The organism is Haliea sp. E17, assembly GCF_048323675.1.
Classification (GTDB): Bacteria; Pseudomonadota; Gammaproteobacteria; order Pseudomonadales; family Halieaceae; genus Mangrovimicrobium.
In genome coordinates, this window is record NZ_JBLWFK010000002.1 from 723,315 (window position 1) to 741,135 (window position 17,821).

At 59.4% G+C, this 17,821-nt stretch carries 10 protein-coding genes; all 10 read right to left on the minus strand.

The window, feature by feature from the left end; translation table 11 throughout:
* Positions 1–2 precede the first annotated feature (2 nt).
* The 10 genes from ACNKU3_RS06375 to ACNKU3_RS06420 all read right to left on the minus strand — a co-directional run bounded on the left by ACNKU3_RS06375 (position 3) and on the right by ACNKU3_RS06420 (position 17,766).
* Positions 3–1,262: a lipase family protein gene (locus ACNKU3_RS06375; RefSeq protein WP_418258579.1), complete on the minus strand. Its 1,260-nt coding sequence runs from the start codon at positions 1,260–1,262 to the stop codon at positions 3–5.
* An 87-nt stretch (positions 1,263–1,349) separates the two neighbouring features.
* On the minus strand, positions 1,350–2,309 hold the full coding sequence (locus ACNKU3_RS06380; protein ID WP_418258580.1) for a hypothetical protein: 960 nt from the start codon (positions 2,307–2,309) through the stop codon (positions 1,350–1,352).
* Between the two features lie 26 nt (positions 2,310–2,335).
* Positions 2,336–4,738, minus strand: a complete 2,403-nt coding sequence (locus ACNKU3_RS06385; protein WP_418258581.1) for a hypothetical protein — start codon at positions 4,736–4,738, stop codon at positions 2,336–2,338.
* Between the two features lie 60 nt (positions 4,739–4,798).
* A complete protein-coding gene (locus tag ACNKU3_RS06390) occupies positions 4,799–6,649 on the minus strand; it encodes a GMC family oxidoreductase (RefSeq protein ID WP_418258582.1) in 1,851 nt (616 codons plus the stop codon).
* Between the two features lie 23 nt (positions 6,650–6,672).
* Positions 6,673–9,189 (minus strand): c-type cytochrome, encoded by a 2,517-nt coding sequence (locus ACNKU3_RS06395; protein ID WP_418258583.1) that lies wholly within the window; start codon positions 9,187–9,189, stop codon positions 6,673–6,675.
* A gap of 550 nt (positions 9,190–9,739) precedes the next feature.
* Positions 9,740–10,465 carry a DNA/RNA non-specific endonuclease gene (locus ACNKU3_RS06400; RefSeq protein ID WP_418258584.1) on the minus strand — a complete coding sequence of 242 codons (726 nt, stop codon included), beginning with the start codon at positions 10,463–10,465 and terminating at the stop codon, positions 9,740–9,742.
* A 157-nt stretch (positions 10,466–10,622) separates the two neighbouring features.
* Entirely contained in the window at positions 10,623–11,330 is a 708-nt protein-coding gene (locus ACNKU3_RS06405; protein WP_418258585.1) for a hypothetical protein, read from the minus strand.
* A 592-nt stretch (positions 11,331–11,922) separates the two neighbouring features.
* Complete coding sequence (locus ACNKU3_RS06410; RefSeq protein WP_418258586.1) at positions 11,923–13,116, minus strand: hypothetical protein; 1,194 nt, start codon at positions 13,114–13,116, stop codon at positions 11,923–11,925.
* 105 nt (positions 13,117–13,221) lie between these two features.
* Positions 13,222–15,513 carry an arylsulfatase gene (locus ACNKU3_RS06415; protein WP_418258587.1) on the minus strand — a complete coding sequence of 764 codons (2,292 nt, stop codon included), beginning with the start codon at positions 15,511–15,513 and terminating at the stop codon, positions 13,222–13,224.
* Between the two features lie 420 nt (positions 15,514–15,933).
* Positions 15,934–17,766, minus strand: a complete 1,833-nt coding sequence (locus ACNKU3_RS06420; RefSeq protein WP_418258588.1) for a DUF3604 domain-containing protein — start codon at positions 17,764–17,766, stop codon at positions 15,934–15,936.
* Between the last annotated feature and the right edge of the window lie 55 nt (positions 17,767–17,821).

A 17,821-nucleotide genomic window follows, 5' to 3' on the forward strand; every position in this document is an offset into this window, starting at 1 on the left:
GGCTAGGCGGTACTGAGTTCGGCTGCCTCGCCGGCGGTATCGCCCGGTTGGGGCCCCACCTCCGGAATCGGCGACGGCGCCATCGGCATGTGTGACCAGGTTTCGGTAAAGGCCTTTACCAGCAGGCCACCCAGCATCGATACCGGCGACCACACCCCGGCCCGGCTGAGTATTTGCCGGGCCAGCATGCCGCTTTGCTGGCTCAGGCGCCGCCCCAGTGCCGAGCGTTTTTCCGGAAAGGCCACTTCCAGCAGCTCAAAATAGGCCAGGGTGTGCTGGTAGAGTAACTGGCCAACCAGGTTGGCGATGGGCGGGGCCAGGCGGAAGACAATCTCCTGCTTGATCCTGCCCGCCAGTTCCACCGGACTGCTGTCGATCTGCTTGTAATCGATCCCCTTTGACGCGGTAATCAGGAAATCGACTGCACGGTCCCACAGCGGGTCGCGCATCAACTCCGGCGAGTACAGCGCCTTGAGTTCAGAGAGGTCGGCGACATCCCAGGCGTGGGTCACCACATCCTTGGGGTTGTATATCCGGTGCAGGCGGTCGCCAAAGCGTTTCTCGATGTAGTCGGCAAATACGGCATCCCCCGGGGACGGCCCCGCATAGGCATAGACCGAAATCTCCGCGCGCAGGCGCGCATCCCAGTCCGCCTGGGTATCCAGCAGCCACAGCGCGGCCGCCGGGGCCAGGGCGCCACCCAGGCTATGCCCGGCTACCGTCACCGGAACCGCTTTCCTGCGCTTGTTGAAATAGCCTTCGAGAAACCTCGTGAGGCTGAGATTGGCGCCCGGTACCTGGCGGGGCGGCACCATGCCCTGCAGGGCCCGCAGGCCAGTGAGCGTGCCCATGGAAATCGCCCCGCGCTTACCGCCACTGCCGTAGACCCAGTCGCTGGTCTCGTCGACGTGAAAATCCTCGGCGAACCAGGCATAGGGGGAATAGGGATTGGTACCGGCAATGCTGATAAACAGCTCGCCGGTACGCCCGTGTTCCGCGACAAACATGGTATTGGCGGGCACCGCCCCCGGCACCGCCTGGAACGTACCGGGGCCCCAGAGCAGTCGCCAGGGGCCGAGCGGCCCCTGCAGGGCTTCGAGGGCTTCACTCACCAGCCGGCTGGCTTTGCGACTGACCTCCAGGCCGGAAAGCGGTGACCCGAGGTAGGGCAGGAACGCCAGGACCAGGTTGCGCTGCGCCAGGTCGAGGCTGTTCTCGGACATTGCACAAAGCTGCGGATTGAACTTGATTGTGGGGGTCATATCGCGGCTCCCGATAGCTTGTTGAGGTTGGTTTCTCCCTTTCAACTTCCCGTGCACAGGAACGCTCCGCCTGCTCGTTCCCTCAGCCTACCAGGGTTCTGCGAGATACGGCGGTTTGCTCAGGAAGGGTTTGTCGTTGATGGTCTGGCGAGGCCACGCTTCCGAATCCGCATAGGACAGTTCCCACAGCAGGCAGTCACCAGTCTGGCAGGCCAGCGCGGCGATGTCATCCGGAAGGCGCCGACCGTTGGGATAGCCCGGTACCCGCCGCGTGGTGTAGATGGCCACATCCGGAAACAGGTCGTAGTGGCGAATGGCGAACAGCGGCGCCAGTCGCGACATCAGCAGTTTCTGGAAAAACCCCGGGGAATCGTGCCGCTTGCGGATAGCAGCGACATGCTCGCTGGGCGGCAGGGTGTTGAGAAAATCCAGCCGCGGGTTCATGGTGCGCAGTGATCGCCCCACATGGTCAAGCTGTTTGAGCGAGCCCCCCCACCGCGAGGACGCTTCGCTGGTCCCCCAGATAAGGAAATCCTCGCGCCCGCCGAAGGCCGCCATGGGGATACGCACCACGATAGCGATCACGTTGGTGCCGAAAAACTTGGGGAAGATAAAGGGATCGTCGCGCACACCAGTCCAGATAGTGACCGCCCCCGGGTCGAGCCCCTCTACCACGCTCTCGCGGACGCTGACGTCGTCGTTCAGTGAGACGCTGATATGCACGTCGCCAGAGATTCCCTCGGGCTGGTCGATACTGCCGCCATAGCGACGCAGGTCCTGGTCGTCGTCGTAGCTCACCTTTGTGTGCGTGTCGAAAAACAGGTTGTAGCGATAATCCGCGAGATCGAAGGGAGGCTGGGTATTCAGGCCGGGGTGAATATTCAGGATAGCCACCAGCTGGTCACCGTCGGGAAAGATGAACAGTCCCGTCAGCCCCGCGTCCGATTTCTTGTTGAAAATCGGGTCGGCGTGGTCCGATGCGCTCACGCTGGCAGCCAGGAGAAAACCGAGGCTGGCGCAGCACAACCCGAACAGGAACTTCTTCATATTACCTCTCCCCTACTCTAAAAATACTATGGCAAATGCGCCATCGCGGTTGGACTGGAAACACACTGGCGGGCGAGCTGGTAACCCAGTTCGCGATAGGACTCGAACTGGCGCTCATCGAAAAACTGGTCCACGGTAGGATGATTCGGGAAATCCGCGTGGGCGCATTTGTAGGCGTAGAGGTCCTCGGGCAGGCCGCGGGTGAGTACCGCCTTGATGTACACGAGCTTGCCGACGAAACCCGGCGTGTCCGGCAGGTCCGGGTAGACGATGTCGCCGATCGCGAAGCCCCGCTCCGCCAGGTTGAAACGCTGGTCGAAAGCCGTCTGTCCCGCTTCGCCGCGGCTGCTGCCAGGCTGCATGGCGGTGAGGTCCAGGCGCTCGTCCCGAAACCGCACCGTGACGCCGAAATCCACGCGAATACGTTCCAGCGCATTGCCGAAATCCTCGAATTTGGCGTCCGGGTCGGCGGAGCCGTCAGCGAGAATGATGACCGCCAGGCGGCGCCTGACCAGTTCATAGAGCCCGGAATTGTCGAAGTGCCCGCCATCGGAGAGTTCCAGCATCGCACTGCGCTCACTGTGCACGAACACGTTGAGCAGGCTGGGTAGCCCCGGCCAGAGATAGTTGGGACGCATCACCGCGGACATGCCGCCCATCCAGCTTGTGGGGTTGAGTACCCAGAAGCCCAGCCGCAGCCCCAGGAAGGTCATCAGGAACGCAACCGGAGACGTCGTCGAAGCGCCGAGACCCGCAACACCCGCGTTGGGATTGGTAGCGGCACCCGAAATCGCCATGGCCGTGGCCAGCGTCATCTGTCCGTCGATGAATTGGTCCGTGGTCACGTAGCGGGTGGCATCGCTGCCGCAAAAGCGCGATGACAGCAGGAAACTGTCGCCCAGTCTGCCACGGTATTTCGGGTGAAACGCGTTATCGAGGATGATATTGCAGTTCACCAGGTGGTAGGGCGACCAGTGTGGCGTATCGCGCAGGTCGGTGAGCAGGACCTCGTTCGCCATGCCGCCGATCCTTGCCAGCGGTGCGTCTGGCGGCACCTCCGGATCCTTCAGGAAGGTCTCCATGAGGCGGTCCCGGTAGAGCTTGTGCGGCGAAATCTGGTTGACGTTCACGGTCACGCAGATCACCAGCGTTACCAGGAAAAACAGCAGCAGGCTCAGTGAAGAACCGTGGCGGTAGAGGATTTCCCCCAGCGCATAGGAAGTCACCAGCAACAGGAGTATCAGCAGTAGCGATACCAGTGCGGTAAACGCAGCATTGACCACCCCGCTATCCGGCTTGCCGCTCGCGCTCCTGCGCAATTGGTTGAACGACATGATCGCACTGAGCAAGCCGGAACCGGTCGAGGCCCCCAGGAGGAAGTGGTCCTCCACGCCTATGCGCATGCCGATCAGGTGATGGGCGATTACCGGGATGGTTGCCAGGAACAGGGAGGCTACCGCCAGCAACAGCGCGCGGCCGTACCAGAACTGCACCCTGATGCGGTAGGCATAGTGCCGGGTGAAAAATTTGCGAAACTGGCTGCTGAAGGCGTAGACCAGCAGCAGCAGGAAGTACCCCACCAGCGAAAATATCGCCAGCGCGATAAACAGCAGCACCACGTGGGCGCGCAGGGCCAGCACCAGCGCCATGCCGTCGCTCTGGTCCACCGCCTCCCCCGCTCCACCGAGCAGGGCCAGCAGCAAGGTGTGGAAGTAGCCGAACACCTCGCCCAGCCAGGGCAGTTCAAGCAGCCGGGCTACCGGGCCAAAATCGGCAAATACGACGACGCCCAGGAACACCACGGCAAACAGGAGGGTGTAGGCCAGCAGGGAGTGAACGACACTGGAGAACACAGTCGCGATTAGCGATGCGAAACCGAGTTCGTGGGGCGTCAGGTATTTGCCGTGCTGGCGCAGGTAACTGAGTATCTGGTTTTCCCTGTCGCGGCTATTCTGGCTACCGGAGAAGGTATCGAGGTTGCCGAAGGGAAACAGGCCGAAGCGCCGCTGGTACCAGGACAGCGCCGCCCCGGTATAGCCCCCACCGGAAACCGAAGACTGATAACGCAGCTTTGCAAACAGGCTCGGCTTCGCACCGAACAGCCCCGGGTTGTTCAGCGCCTGGATCACACCGATGGCGAACGAGGCGGAGCGGATGCCGCCCCCGGAAATGGCCAGGCCGAAATCCGGGCGCTCGGGAGAGGGATAGCCGGCGGGGTCAATGAAATCGTACTGTTCCGCGACGTAGCGCGGATACTCCACGTCCACGTAGCGGCGGTAATCTGTCTCCAGGTAGTCGGGATACTGCGAATCGAAGAATGCCGCAAATTCCCCACCGACCACGGCGCGTTCCGCGGCGACCACCTGTCCCGCGGAGTAATGCCGCTGCCGGCTATCAGCCGACTCGCCCTGACTGCTGGCCTCGCCCACGTTTGCGTTCCCTCGCAATGAACTGCTGCGGCGCCTCGCGGTCGCCGCACGTTAGCCCTGCTAAGTGTTCAATATGACGTCTGCCGCCTTTTCCGCCGCGGTATAGACGGAACTGACGATGAAGAAGCCCGGAATCCGCGGGAAGATCGACGCGTCGACCACCCGCAGGCCACGGGTACCGCGAACCTGGAACTTGCTGTCCAGGACCGCCATGGGGTCGCTATCTGCGCCAATCGGGCAGGTGCACGACGCGTGGTGCCCCCAGGCATGGTAGCGGACGAAATCGCGCAGTTCCTCGTCGCTCTGCAGCGCCTCGCCGGGCAGTTCTTCCTCGGCAATCAGGCCCTGATCCTTCAGCGGCTGGGTCATGCTGCGCACAAACCTGATACCCTCCACCACGGAATCGAGGTCCTCGTCCCTGTCATCGGTGCCCGCGGCGAAATACCTGAAATTGATGTAGGGCGTATCGCGCGGGTCCGCGGAACGCAGCTTTACAACACCCGCTCGGTTGTTGGTATGCGCCTTGAGAATTGCCCACGTCAGGTAATTGAGGTGCTCCACGATCAGCCGCGAGTAACCGGGGAAATAGCCGCGGAACAGTGCCAGCAGGGCAAAACAGAACAGGTCGGGCAAGGGCCGCTCTGCCACCGAGCGCTTGATCACCGCGAGCACCGCGCCGTTGGTGGTATACACGCCCTCGCGTTTTGTTTCCCACTGGGCGTACTGTGGATCACCCTTGGCGTAGCGCGCACCCTCGAGGACTTCCCAGTTATCGAAGTTCATGCGATTGACGACGCCGACTTCATAGCGGTCCTGGAGGTTCTGCCCTACCCCGGGCAGGTCGATACGCACTTCGATCCCGTGTTTTTCCAGCTCTGCCCGCGGCCCGATACCGGAGAGCATGAGTAACTGCGGGGTATTGAAGGCGCCGCCGGACAGGATGACCTCGCGGCTGGCGCTGGCCACCATGAGCTCGCCCGACGTTCCCGCGGGCAGCGCCGAGGCCCGGTAAAGTTTTTTACCTTTCTGGTACTCCACCCCGGTAGCCACGTTGTCCGCGTCGAACAGTACCCGGGTTACCAGGGCATCGAGCTCGATGGTGAGGTTGTCGGGAAAACGTTTTTTAACGTCGATCAGGCGATCGCGGGTGCTGGTGCGCTGGTGGCCATCGGTTGCAAGTGGCGGATACCTGAGGCCCGTGGAATTATCCTTTACCAGGCGCCAGTCGTTGGGGTCGCCAGCACCCTCGACCAGCCAGACCTTGCGGCGCAGTCTTTCTCCGAGTGACTTGAACGCGGTTTCCACCGAAGAAACAAGCGTATCAACCAGCCCCGCGTCACCCAGCGCCGACACCGGGATGGCCTTTTCGGTCGTGAGCCAGCCGTTCCAGCCGTGTCGTGTCGGGTTAATACCGAGTTTTGCGAGGAAGCGCCAGACCGGACGGTACTGGCAGTTTTCCAGCTTCTGGAAGTAACCGCGCATCTTCTTTGCCGACCAGCTGCTGTCGCCGGTCAGTCTGGCGATATTGTCCCAGTCCGCGTTATGGGGGTAGACCGTGATCATGGCATTGTGGGCGGTGCAACCGCCCAGGCAGCCGGCCCGGGGGTAGAGAATACCCTGCGATTCCGGCACATACTTGGGATCCCGCTCGTCGCGTTCGTCGCCGTAGTGCTTGACGAAATAGTCCCATTTCATCGCGTCGTTCTCGGTCGAGATCGCGTGGAATACCGGGACCTCGTAATCTTCAGGCAGGCGGTTTTCCGTCGACACCGCATCGCCCCCCTGCGAGAGCAGCGGATCGTCGCCGGCCTCCAACAGCAGGACCCGCTTGCCGTTTTCCGCCAGCCGCGCAGCGACGGTACCGCCACCCGCCCCGGATCCTACAACGATGTATTCAAACTCGCTGTTCATGTTTGACTCCCCTTGTTGTCGGCTCAGAACGTCAGCAGGAAACTGATCAGTGCTTCCTTGTCCGCGTCGCTCAGACCGGGGGAATCATCGAACATCGGGTTGAGATAATCGGTACCGAAATAGTGTCCCTTGTTCACCACGTAGTCCGGGCACTTGCTGACGCCCACCAGTGGATCCACCAGGCCGGAGAATGCCTCCTTTAGGTCCTGGTCGCTTTCCGCGCCCTGGGCGGCCTTGAGGTCGTGCTTGGCTTTCAGCAGAACCTTGAGCACGTCCTTTTTCTTGTCCATGTCGATGTTGGAGATCAGGTTGATCGGCGTTCCGGGCGGGATGGGGCCGATGGAGATACCGTCCTCGTCGGCAATCCAGGGCAGCCAGCGAGCGAAGAAACCCTGCAGCGGCGCCAGGAACTCCGGCAGGTAGCCTTTACTGATGCGCAGGAAAGTCCTGCCCTCGGTGCGGTCGATTACCCCCGGGTGTTCCTTGCCGGAGGCAGTGACCACGGTAAAGTCACCACTGCGCAGCTCAGGCCACAGCAGCTTCTCGATGCTGTCGCGGAAGGAATCGACGCGGTCGTCGACACTGCCGCTCCAGTTGAATTTACCGAGTGAGTTGTTGAGCAGGAACGGCGCCGTACTCCAGACACTGACCAGCGAGGCGGGACGGGTATATCCGCGCCCGCCAGCGGGCATCTCGTAGGTGCTTTGCTCGCCGCTGATCGGGTGCTGTACCTTGATCACGCCCACCGAGGGCAGGTCCTTGTAGGAGGTGGAAGAGAAGTTGTCCCAGATGTTGTCCTCGATGGCGTTGGTCGCCAGCGGGCTGCAGGCGTTGGTCTCCAGCAGCGACACCGGAATGCGGAATTCCGTCGACAGGAAGTTGTTGTCGAGGAAGTCCTCCGTTTTGACGATACTGGTCATCTCCTCCTTGAAGGCATCGGACTTGCTCCACTCCCAGTAGTCGCTGAAACAGGCGAGGTAGTTGCTGCCGTTGCAGCCTGCGGGGAATTTCGACTCGACCCCCTCGGGCAGCTTGCTGGAGTGGCAGCGGGCACAGGTTTCGGCAAACACTTCCTTGCCCCGCTCCAGTTGCTCCGGGGGCGCCTGCAGGTACTGCTCACCGCCCGGCGCTGCGGACAGGTGATCCGGGCGCGCGGAGGCCAGGAAGAACAGCGCCAGGTCGGCGGTCTGCGCCTCGGTCGCCTGCCAGTAGCTGGAGTACTCGCGCCCGACCTTGATTTCGATCGGCGAAATTTCCTTGCCGCCGACCAGCGGGCGGAAGTGGGTCAACCACTCTTCGCTGAACAGCCCGATGTTGATGAATACCCGGTTCAATGCGCCAATCGCGCCCACCGAGTCGGCCCCGTCCTTCAGGACGCGGGGGGTGAACACGGTGTCCGGCTCCTTGTAGAAATTGTTCAGGGGGCTGCCGGCCGGTGCGTACTCATTCAACTGCTTGTTGTCCCGTTCGCCGCCGGTCAGCTTTTCCTCGCCAAAGCGGGCAGCCAGTTCCAGCCGCGCGCCGAGGTTGTAGACCGCATTCATTGTGCGCGGGTTATTGATGTAGTCTGAGGAAACCAGCGAGGTATCCAGCGCGCCGGGGCGGGAGGTGTGGAACAACTGGTACACGTAGTTGCTCTCGTCCGCGGCCCACATGAAGATGCGATCGATCCAGAAATACTGCGCCCCCGGGTTGGAATTGAGGTTTGCCCAGGTGGGATTCTCGGGGTCGACCGGCGGGTTGGAGGGGTTGGGGCCGACGTGACAGAAACCGCAGGACATACCTACCCGGTAGGGTTTCACCAGGTCCTTGCTGAGGTAGTAATCCTTGTCCGTGTAATATTTGACGGGATCCCATTTCTTCTGGGCTTCCGCGTCGAAATCCGGGTTGGGGAACAGCCGCAGGCCGACGATGCCGGTGCCATAACCGTAGTAGGAACCCAGTTCAAGGTCGCCCTCGCCGCGGGCGCCGATTTTCACGCCGGGATATTTTTCCTCGTTTTCAAAGGGATCAGGGCCGCAGTTTTCGTCGCGCACGTCGAGGTAGAGTCCCCAGCGATCCTGGCGCGGTTCCGCGCCTTTCTTGTAACAGGGCTCGTTGACCAGGCCGAAATACTGCCAGCGGTTGTCGCGGCTGAAGCGGGTTCCGGGATAATTGGAGATCGTTTTCAGGAAGTCGAGATTGCCGAAACTGGCCTTGGACAATTCATCCCAGAGGCGATCGTTGCCGGCGGTCCAGACAATCCAGTTGTTGCGCCCGACCGCAAAGGCCTCGACTGCCTTTTCCTCGGTAATTCCGGGGACATAGGGGGACAGGCGCCTGACCAGTTCTGCCGGATCCTTGCTGACCCCGTAGTCCATGTCGGCGAAGTAATCCACCGCGGACCCTTCGAGCGATTCGGCTTCGCGGCCGATACACATTGCCTCGTCGCGGAACTGGCCATCAATCTGGCAGGGATCTTTCTCGCCGCAGCCGCTCAGGAAACCGACATAAGCCAGAAGTAGAAAAATCGAAAACTGCGCACACCCCAAGCCTCTCATCGGCCTATCCTCCCGGGTAGCGACAGGTGTACTGGATTAACGCAGGATCGGTTTCATCCGGTGCTTACCCTGAACATCCCTGTCTGGTAAATCACTCCATTGAACGTGGTTGGCGCGGTAATCAGCCAGGACGGCGCGCGGGTCAACCAACCTGCGATAAGCATAGTGGCGGCAAATGATTAATCAAGACGGCGCCAGGGCCAAAGCAACAATAACTGTAGTTTTTTAAAAAAACCCAGGAAATGTTGCCAGTGCCAACTGCCCTTCCAGTCATTCCGTGAAATTGGGGCCGGGTAGCTAATTCACTGTTTTCAAGCAGGTTTTACTGCCTGGAATCAGGACTGATTGTCTTTTTCAGCCTTTCGCGAAGCTCCCGGAATACCCTGCAAGCGCAGCTTGTACAAAGATTACAGAGACTTACACGACCGCGGGTTCCACCTGCCCACACAACAGGACAGCGAAAAATCAACTGCATTGGCTATCGGCCAGGTTTCCCGATTTTTGCACTGGTACACTTTGACTCAAACGGGTCATACCGCAAAGGCAACGGTCAGCTGCCGAAATATTTCCGGGTCCTGCCGCGTTCCTGTTCGACCTGTTTGCCGACCAGGGTCTCCCACAACTTGATGCCGGCGTACTTCTCAACCTTGGCCGTAGGGACCTGGTAATCGGCTACTGGTTTGTCAGCCGTATCGTTGGGAAAGATGAAAGACCACATGTGCAGGCGCCCCTTGCGGTCCTCCGTGAGCACCGACTTGAAGTAGGCGTTGGGTACCGGGATGCTCACGTCGTTACCGTCGTCGCCTTCACCGATTGAGATGACCGGTTTATCGAAGTAGAAAATCGGGCCGCAAATCACGAAGGTTTCGAGAATGTCGTCCCGGTTGTTGAGCGCACGAATGGCATTTTCGAGCTCCCGCCAGATGCCGCGGTTAAAGCCCGGAGCCTGGGGTGACATGTTCGACAGCAGGAAGGTTTCACTGTTCTGCAGTTCCGTTTCCCGCTGATTGGCGCTGGCGATCAGGTGCCCGCGATCGAAGCCGGAACCGATATAGTCCACGAGATCCGGCCTGAATTCCTCGGGAATCCGGAAGTCCGGACGAAAATTATCCATACGTTCAAGCCCTGGATTATCGGGGTCGACGATTTCCAGCGCCCACTTGGCCTGGCGGAAATAAAAGGAATACCCGAGGACGTAATGACGGTTGAAGAGGACCTGGTCTGCGGCGGGCACACCGTAGCGTACTTCCCGGCGCCCGGAAAAATTCAGGTTCATGGTGCGGTGACTTCCCTGTCGAGTGCTCAGTTAGGGATAGATCACCCCGGGCAGAGTGTCAAGGAGGCAGCCTTCCGGCAGAACTTCCAGCATCGTGGTCGCAGTGTTTGCGCCAAACCGGGAGGCCGCCAGGCAGTTGGTCACATCCCGCCCGCGGCTATTTGCCGAGGTACAGGTCGATTTCCCCCCGCACATCTTCCAATTGCTGCTGCAGAAACGCGAAGCGCTCTTTCATTGTCTGGCTGGAGGCGATAAAGCCGAGTAAATCGTTGGTCATCGTTGGCGACCGGGGAAATTCGTTGAGGGGTACGGCAAACGCGATGTGTGATTTTCGCGTCGTGGAAAAATCCGCATCGGGCACACGTTGCAAATCACGGTAGATAGTGTTCATGAGATTGTCATAGCGCTCGATATGCCTGATATTCAGGGAATACACCCAGGGTTTTTGCAGGGTAAAGAAATTCCGCAAATGTACCGTGAGTTCGGGATTGTCGACCCCGGCGAATCTCCCCGCTTCCAGCAGGCCCTCATAGGCGGTCCTGTCCTGCGCCTCGCCAATCAGGTAAACATGTATACCGAGAATACTTTCGAGGTACTTATTCTCGTCGGTGTTTTCTGCGGCAATCAGCTGTACCAGATCCGATGCGCTTTCAGTCGCAGCATCCAGCGAGCCCGCCGCCTCCGCTATCGCCTTCTCAATATTGTCAAGGTCTCCAAGCACCTCCCGGAAGGCCCTGGTCTCCATGGCCTTGTCCTCGTGCTGCTGCCGCCACTGCTCCACCTGGAAGGCAATCGAGATACCGAGGACAATCACCAGCAATTCGGCAAACAGCCAGCGCAGCGACTTGACTTGGGTTACGTGCATGGATCACCCGGTGGGCATTACGCCGTCAGTAGCAATGAAGAAGCTACTGTCCACGAAATCCGGCACACTGTAAACGTCAGCCGGCGCTTTACTGGAGCCAGTTCGGGACAGCGATCGCGCAATTGCCGCCCGCGATCGGCGGGAGATCAGAAGTCAGCACAATTCAGGTCACTAGCGCAGCGTGCTGCTGCGCACAACGGCCATGGCAATCGGCTCAGCCGATGTGACAACACGGGTACTGGCACGGTTTCTTGCGCGTGGGATTTTGCCCGGAAAAATGGATCAGCAGAACCCGGGAGAATACGCGGGAGTGCGAGTTATTCAGCGTACTGTTGCATTTTAAGGGGGTGGGTCATCCCCGAATAAGGTTTTAATCCAGTTTGTAGTTATATATTTTTACACAATAGAATTTGCATTTTAGTCACATATACCCCCATTTTGATATTCACCCCATCATGACCAGCAGGCTTTCGATGCTCTAGCGCCTGGTCCCCTTCCACCTCATTTCTGCCGTGCTCTTGTGGAACTGAAAAGGCCGCTCTACAGCAAGCGTGACCTGGTAACTGCTCGGATTACATACGGACGAGCTTTGTTACCAAGGCAGCGCTACCACCGGGGACACGATGAAACGAAGTTGGTAATCCGGCCCGAAGTCGTCCGGCGATTCCAGGTAGTGCCAGTACTGCACACCGAACTTCCACGGGCGCCCGCCGAGGAACATGGTGCGGGAAACGCCAATCGCCAGCGGGAGCGTCAGCTTGTTATCGCTGTTGCGCGCCTCGTGGTTGTAGGAAAACGTTGGCGAGCCATTGATTTGCCAGCCACCGCCGAGGTTGAAAGCGTAGAAGTATTGCCCGCCCGTCACATTGGTGTCGTAATCGTTCTTGCCGGCAACATCCCATTGTTGGGTGACCAGCACGCCCAGCACGCCCCAGGGGCGCACCATGGCGACGGCGGCTTCCGGACCCAGCAGCCACTGGTCGAGACCGGCATTGTCGTCGGTCGCCGTCGGCAGTGTGCCCGTCACGCCGCCCAACAGAACGATGCCGCCGGGGAGTGTCTTGCCCAGCGAGAGGTCGAAACCGATGTCGCCCAGCTCCCAGGTAACATCGTTGAATTGGCCGGCCCCCGAAGGCACATCCTGCTTGACGATCACCGGGATCGCCGGCCGCACGAATACGTTCGTGGTCTCGTCCAGGGGATAGGGCAATGAGGGCTGGAACAGCAGGCGGGTAGCCTCCTGGCTCCCCGCACCGGGGAGATCACCCTGGTAAGCGACGTAATCGAAATTGAAATTCATTGTACCCATGGCGGTGTTGGGGTTGGACAGCTCCGCAGCGACTTCTTCAGCCGAGGGCCTGGCCAGCCCGCCCGGTGCCGCCTCTTCGCCGCTGGCCAGCTTGTCGCCGACCAGGTGAAAATGGGTGAATTCGCCGGTACCGGTATTGCGCACACGGTAATGCTGGAGGTCGTCCCGATCCTGCTCGAAGGTGAAGCAATTGGTTTGCTTTTCAGCCGAGGTGTAACAGACACGGTCCTCGCCCTCGACCTGCCAGGTCCGGCGAAAAACTTCGCCCCAAGCCTCGATACGCGCGGTACCGTCAGGTGCGTAGTAACCAGTTACCGTGCGGCCTGGCTTTACCTCAATTTCCGCGGTGGCGCCGCTGACCAGGTCGATCAGGTTCTGGCGGCCGGTGACGGCTGTCCAGTCCTCGGCATGCAGTGCAGGTGTTACCGCGGCCAGTAAGGAAAGTCCTGCAAGCTTATTGGTGAGTCGATTCGACATGTGCTAAAGCCCCCATTGAGGATCGGTGCTGGTTACCAGGGGGTGGCCCCAAACTTTATTCATTCATTGAATCCGGGCAGTACCAGCCCGGAGTAGCCCCCAACATCAGTCATCGTCTGGCGAACGCGCATACTCTGGAGATTTTTCCAGGAGGTTCGCAAAATGCAGGCGCTTCAGGGTTCCCTCGAAAGCGAAAGGTGCATTGTCGAAGTAGGCATCCGCGACAGGCGAGTTTGTGTCCCGACCTACATCGAAGGTTTCCGAGGCTGTGAAGGTGCCTGGAATCGTGCGTTCAACAGTGCCACTGGCCGCTTCCTTACCGTTGATCCAGAACTTCAGTTTCGCAGGCGCCGCCCGCTCAAGCGGTGTGCGCATCTCGAACGCGATCTTGACCTCACCCGCCGGCAGCTTCCCGACCTTTATCTTGTCGCGTTTGAGCATGAGTGCACTGTACTCGTAGTACAGATAGCCATCGAGCGCGTACAGAGTCACGCCGCCGGCATAACCGCCCATGGCGAAGATTACGCCGTTGACGTTTTTCGGCACCTCGGCGTCGATCTCTGCGCGGAGATTGCCGTTGCGTACGTTGGGCGCCTGACTCTCGGGTATGCGTGTGAGTCCGTCGAAGAGGGTCCATTCGGTATTGCTGCTGCGCTTCATTTCATGTGGGTTGAAGGGGCTGAACAGGCCGCCACCGATTGGCAGAACCTTGTTTTCCTTTGCTACCTCCAGGAAGAGCGCTTTCATCTCAGCGAGTTTTTCAGGCTTCTCGTCGGCAAGGTTATGCATCAGGGAGTAGTCGTGTCGTGTGTCGTACAGCTCCCATTTATCCTGCATCGGGTCCCAATTTCTAATGTCGGGCAACTTGGCAATCCAGGGCGCCCGGGGGCCGAAGGTGCTGGCCATCCAGCCTTCATGGTAGATGCCGCGACTACCCATGATGTCGAAGTACTGCGTTTTCTTTCGTTCTGGCGCGGTAGCTGAGTCGAATGTATAGGCGAAGCTCTCCCCGTCAATCGGGTCCTGCTCGAAGCCATCCACTACCTTGGGCAGAGTAATGCCGAGAATCTCGTAGATCGTCGGGACCACGTCGTTGACATGGGCGAACTGGGGGCGGGGGGTTTTGTCAGGCTTGATGCGCTTCGGCCAGGAAATCACCATTGGGGTACGTGTTCCACCCCAGTCGGCAGCAATCAGCTTGGTGTAGCGGAAGGGGCTGTCGCCGGCCCACGCCCAGCCGGAGTGATACATGTTATCCGTCTTCGGACCGCCGATCGCATCGAGTCCACCCAATGTATCCAGTACGGCGATGTGTTCAGCAACCGTGCTGGGGATACCATTTTGCGCGTTCAGTTCGGCAATGCTGCCGCTCATTCCCTCGGCGGAGGCACCGTTGTCAGAGAAGATGTAAATCACCAGAGTATTGTCGCGAATGCCCCTGGCCTCCAGTTCGTCGATCAGTCGACCAACCTGAACGTCGGTATGCTCCAGAAAGCCGGCATAGACCTCCATCAACCGCGCCTGGAAAGCACGCTCGTCTTCAGGGATATCCTTCCAGGCGGGCATGCCTTCAGGACGCGGCGCCCGTATTGTATCTGCCGGAATCCATCCCATCGTTTTTTGCCGCTCGAAGACCCGCTTCTGGTAGGCATCCCACCCGTCGTCGAACTTGCCTTTGTACTTGTCCGCCCAGGCTTTCGCGACCTGGTGCGGGCCGTGAACGGCGCCAGGGGTCCACCACATCAGGAAGGGTTTATCGGGCTGCAGGGCCAGGTGGCGGCGCATCCAGGTGATCGCCTTGTCCGCCATGGCCTCAGTAAGGTGGTAGTCCTCGTAGTTGTCGACATGCGGCGCCGAGATCGGCGTAGTGTTCTCCCACAACGTGGGCTCCCATTGGGATGTCTCGCCCGCGATGAAACCATAGAAATAATCAAAGCCGCGTCCCGTCGGGGTTCGATCATAAGGGCCGTTGGCGATCTGGTCGACCGGCGTATTGTGGTCCTTGCCGAACGCCGCGGTGGCGTATCCGTAGTAGCCCAGCACTTCAGCGATGGTTGCCGAGGATTTTGGAATTACGCCCGTGTAGCCGTCCCAGTCGTTCGCCAACTCGGCAATCTGTCCGAATCCAACGCGATTGTGATTCCTCCCGGTCATCAACGCCGCCCTGGTCGGCGAACACATGGCGGTAGTGTGAAAGGCATTGTAGGCAATGCCTTCATTGGCCAGGCGGGATAACGTCGGCGTGTTGATATCGCCGCCAAAGGTGCTCGCTTGTCCGAACCCGGCATCGTCGAGCATGACAATGAGTATATTGGGGGCGTCCTCGGGCAGGTGGCGTGGTTGCTGGCGCCACTTATGCACGGACTCCTGCATGGTCAACCCAACCTTGCCGCCCATAGGGGGAGTCGGGAAGGGCAAAACATCCTGAGCGGTCACGAAACCGGCAGCAAGAGACAGGACAGCAGCAACGCTGAGTATAAGGTATCGATGGACGCAACGATGTATTGTATTCATGCCGACCCCGGAATTTAAGCTCGATAGGATCTTCTTAGCTGCAGTAAACTTAGCAAAAAATTCGTCTTGCGGGACGGCAACCTGCTGAGGAAGTCCGGAATCACGTGGTGATTTGACTCAGATCAATATTTTGAAGCCAGGGGCGGCCTGTATATTTCACTAGCGGAATGATTCGGAACGAAAACCGCTTGCTCCAGTGGGCGATGTGATGTCCCCGAATAGGCGAAAGCGGCCAGGTCCGCTTCCACCTCAAAGCGGAAGGTAGCCCTCACGATCGCCACTACGGCGGGGTAACCTGACTCCCTATGGTGAATACCAAATGGGACTGGACCATGCTCTCTCCTGAATCGATTCAGGCAAATCTTCCGGAGTCTCCACCCCCAGTCTGGCGCTGTCATACGTCGACCAGCGAGGGGTTGGTATCTGCAGTACCCGCACATAATAGACAGAGTAACGCTTGGGATCGAAGTCAGGGTCACTCCACACGGCACTCAACTCTGCAGCGCCTATCGTGTTGGTATAAGTCGCGGTTTTGACGTCGACAGTACTTCCAACAGACGGAATTTTTCCGTCCTTGTCAGCCTTGCGGTCGTCGGACACTGCCACATTGTAGATTTTTTCGTGAGTCTGCCCATTGCCGTCAACCCAGCCCTTGATGACCTGGACCCGGTCGAGGTTGGCGCCGTTCGCCTCCTTCATCGCCGCGATCAGGAAGGTCGGAGACTTCCCCTTGGGCGCTTTTGCAAGATCTCCACCCATCGGTACACCGCTAGCGTAGGCCGCATCCAACCAGCCAGATTTGGCGAGCGCATCCTGTTCAAATCCATAGCCGCCAAAAAAGCGCACTTTCATTCGCGGGCCGGACGTGGCGTAGGTTTCCTTGCGCGCGATAGCGGCGAAGACTTCCTCGCGAGTATTTGCTTTGGCCCAGACAGCCGCAACCCCTCCACTGCTGAACTGCCTTACCTGTTTGGCGGCAGCCTTGCTGACTCCGGGCGGGCCATACAGCCTGTGTTTGGGGTCATTCTCAAAACCGAACTTGCCAGTGTAATTGTCTTCCTCGATGGCGCTGGCGGAATTGTGTGTATCGGAGTCACCGATAAAGCCGTACTTGAAGGGATTGCCCTTGCCGTCCTGCTGCAATTGCAGCCCGCGGATCAGTGCTTCACGCATATAGCCCCCGCGCTTGTGCTCAGGAGGTGTCGCGGTGGAAGCCAGCGTGTAATCCCAGATTTCAAAGCCGGCGAACTCGTCATTCGGTGACAGCGAAGGGTGAACCTCCGATGTTCCTTTTATCTGGGAGATTTCATACAGCGTTTCATTGTGCATGCGTGCCTCGGCGTAGGCCTTGTTGAGGCTGCTTCCGCCGTAGGAGGTTTCGAGCGGGAACATCAGTCCATCGCTGGCATTGCCGTTGTGGGGGATTGCAAGTAGTTTCGCACCCCCGGCGCGCTCCTGGTCCATCCACTTCCACAAGTCTTCCGGCACGTCGGAGTCGATCGCGGAGAACGGCTGGGCGGGCAGATTATCCGTGTCGGCAAAGAAGACCACGCGGTGCAGATTGCGCCAGCCCGGGTTCGAGGTCCATTCGAAGCCTGCAAATGTGGTGAACTTGCCCGGTTCATAATGCTTGTTTGTTATATCGACGACCTGCTTCCAGAGCGATGCCGCAACTGCCGGATCGCCGAGGATTTCGTCCTTGCGGCGGTTGGAGATGCCATCCAGGATTTCGGTGTAGGCGTCGAAGGAGGCCTTGGGGTCGTCTCCTGTGATCGCCGCGGCGAGGGGATGCTTGCTCACCGGGCTGTCGGGATCGCCCATCAGCGGCAGTGCCCCGAGATATTCGGCGTGGTCCGACACGACGTACCAGTCCAGGGGAACTTTGATCTGCAGTGGCGTTCCATCGCCGCCTCCGGGGATCTCCTCGCCCTTGGCCCAGCGGTACGCTTCGTCCGGGCCGGATATGGCTCCGTTGATATAGGCATCAAAAGACCATGCGGTATGAATATGAAAATTGCCGAAATACACCTCGCGGGTTGGAATGAGGGGAATCTGATTGTCGGCGTGCGCGACTGGCAAGATGAACGAGGAAAGCACAATCGACATTAAAAAGACGTTATTTACGAAAGTCTTCATATCATAGCCTCTGTTATAGAGGGAGGTGCCGAGGGAAGCAGCTCGGAAAGCGCTC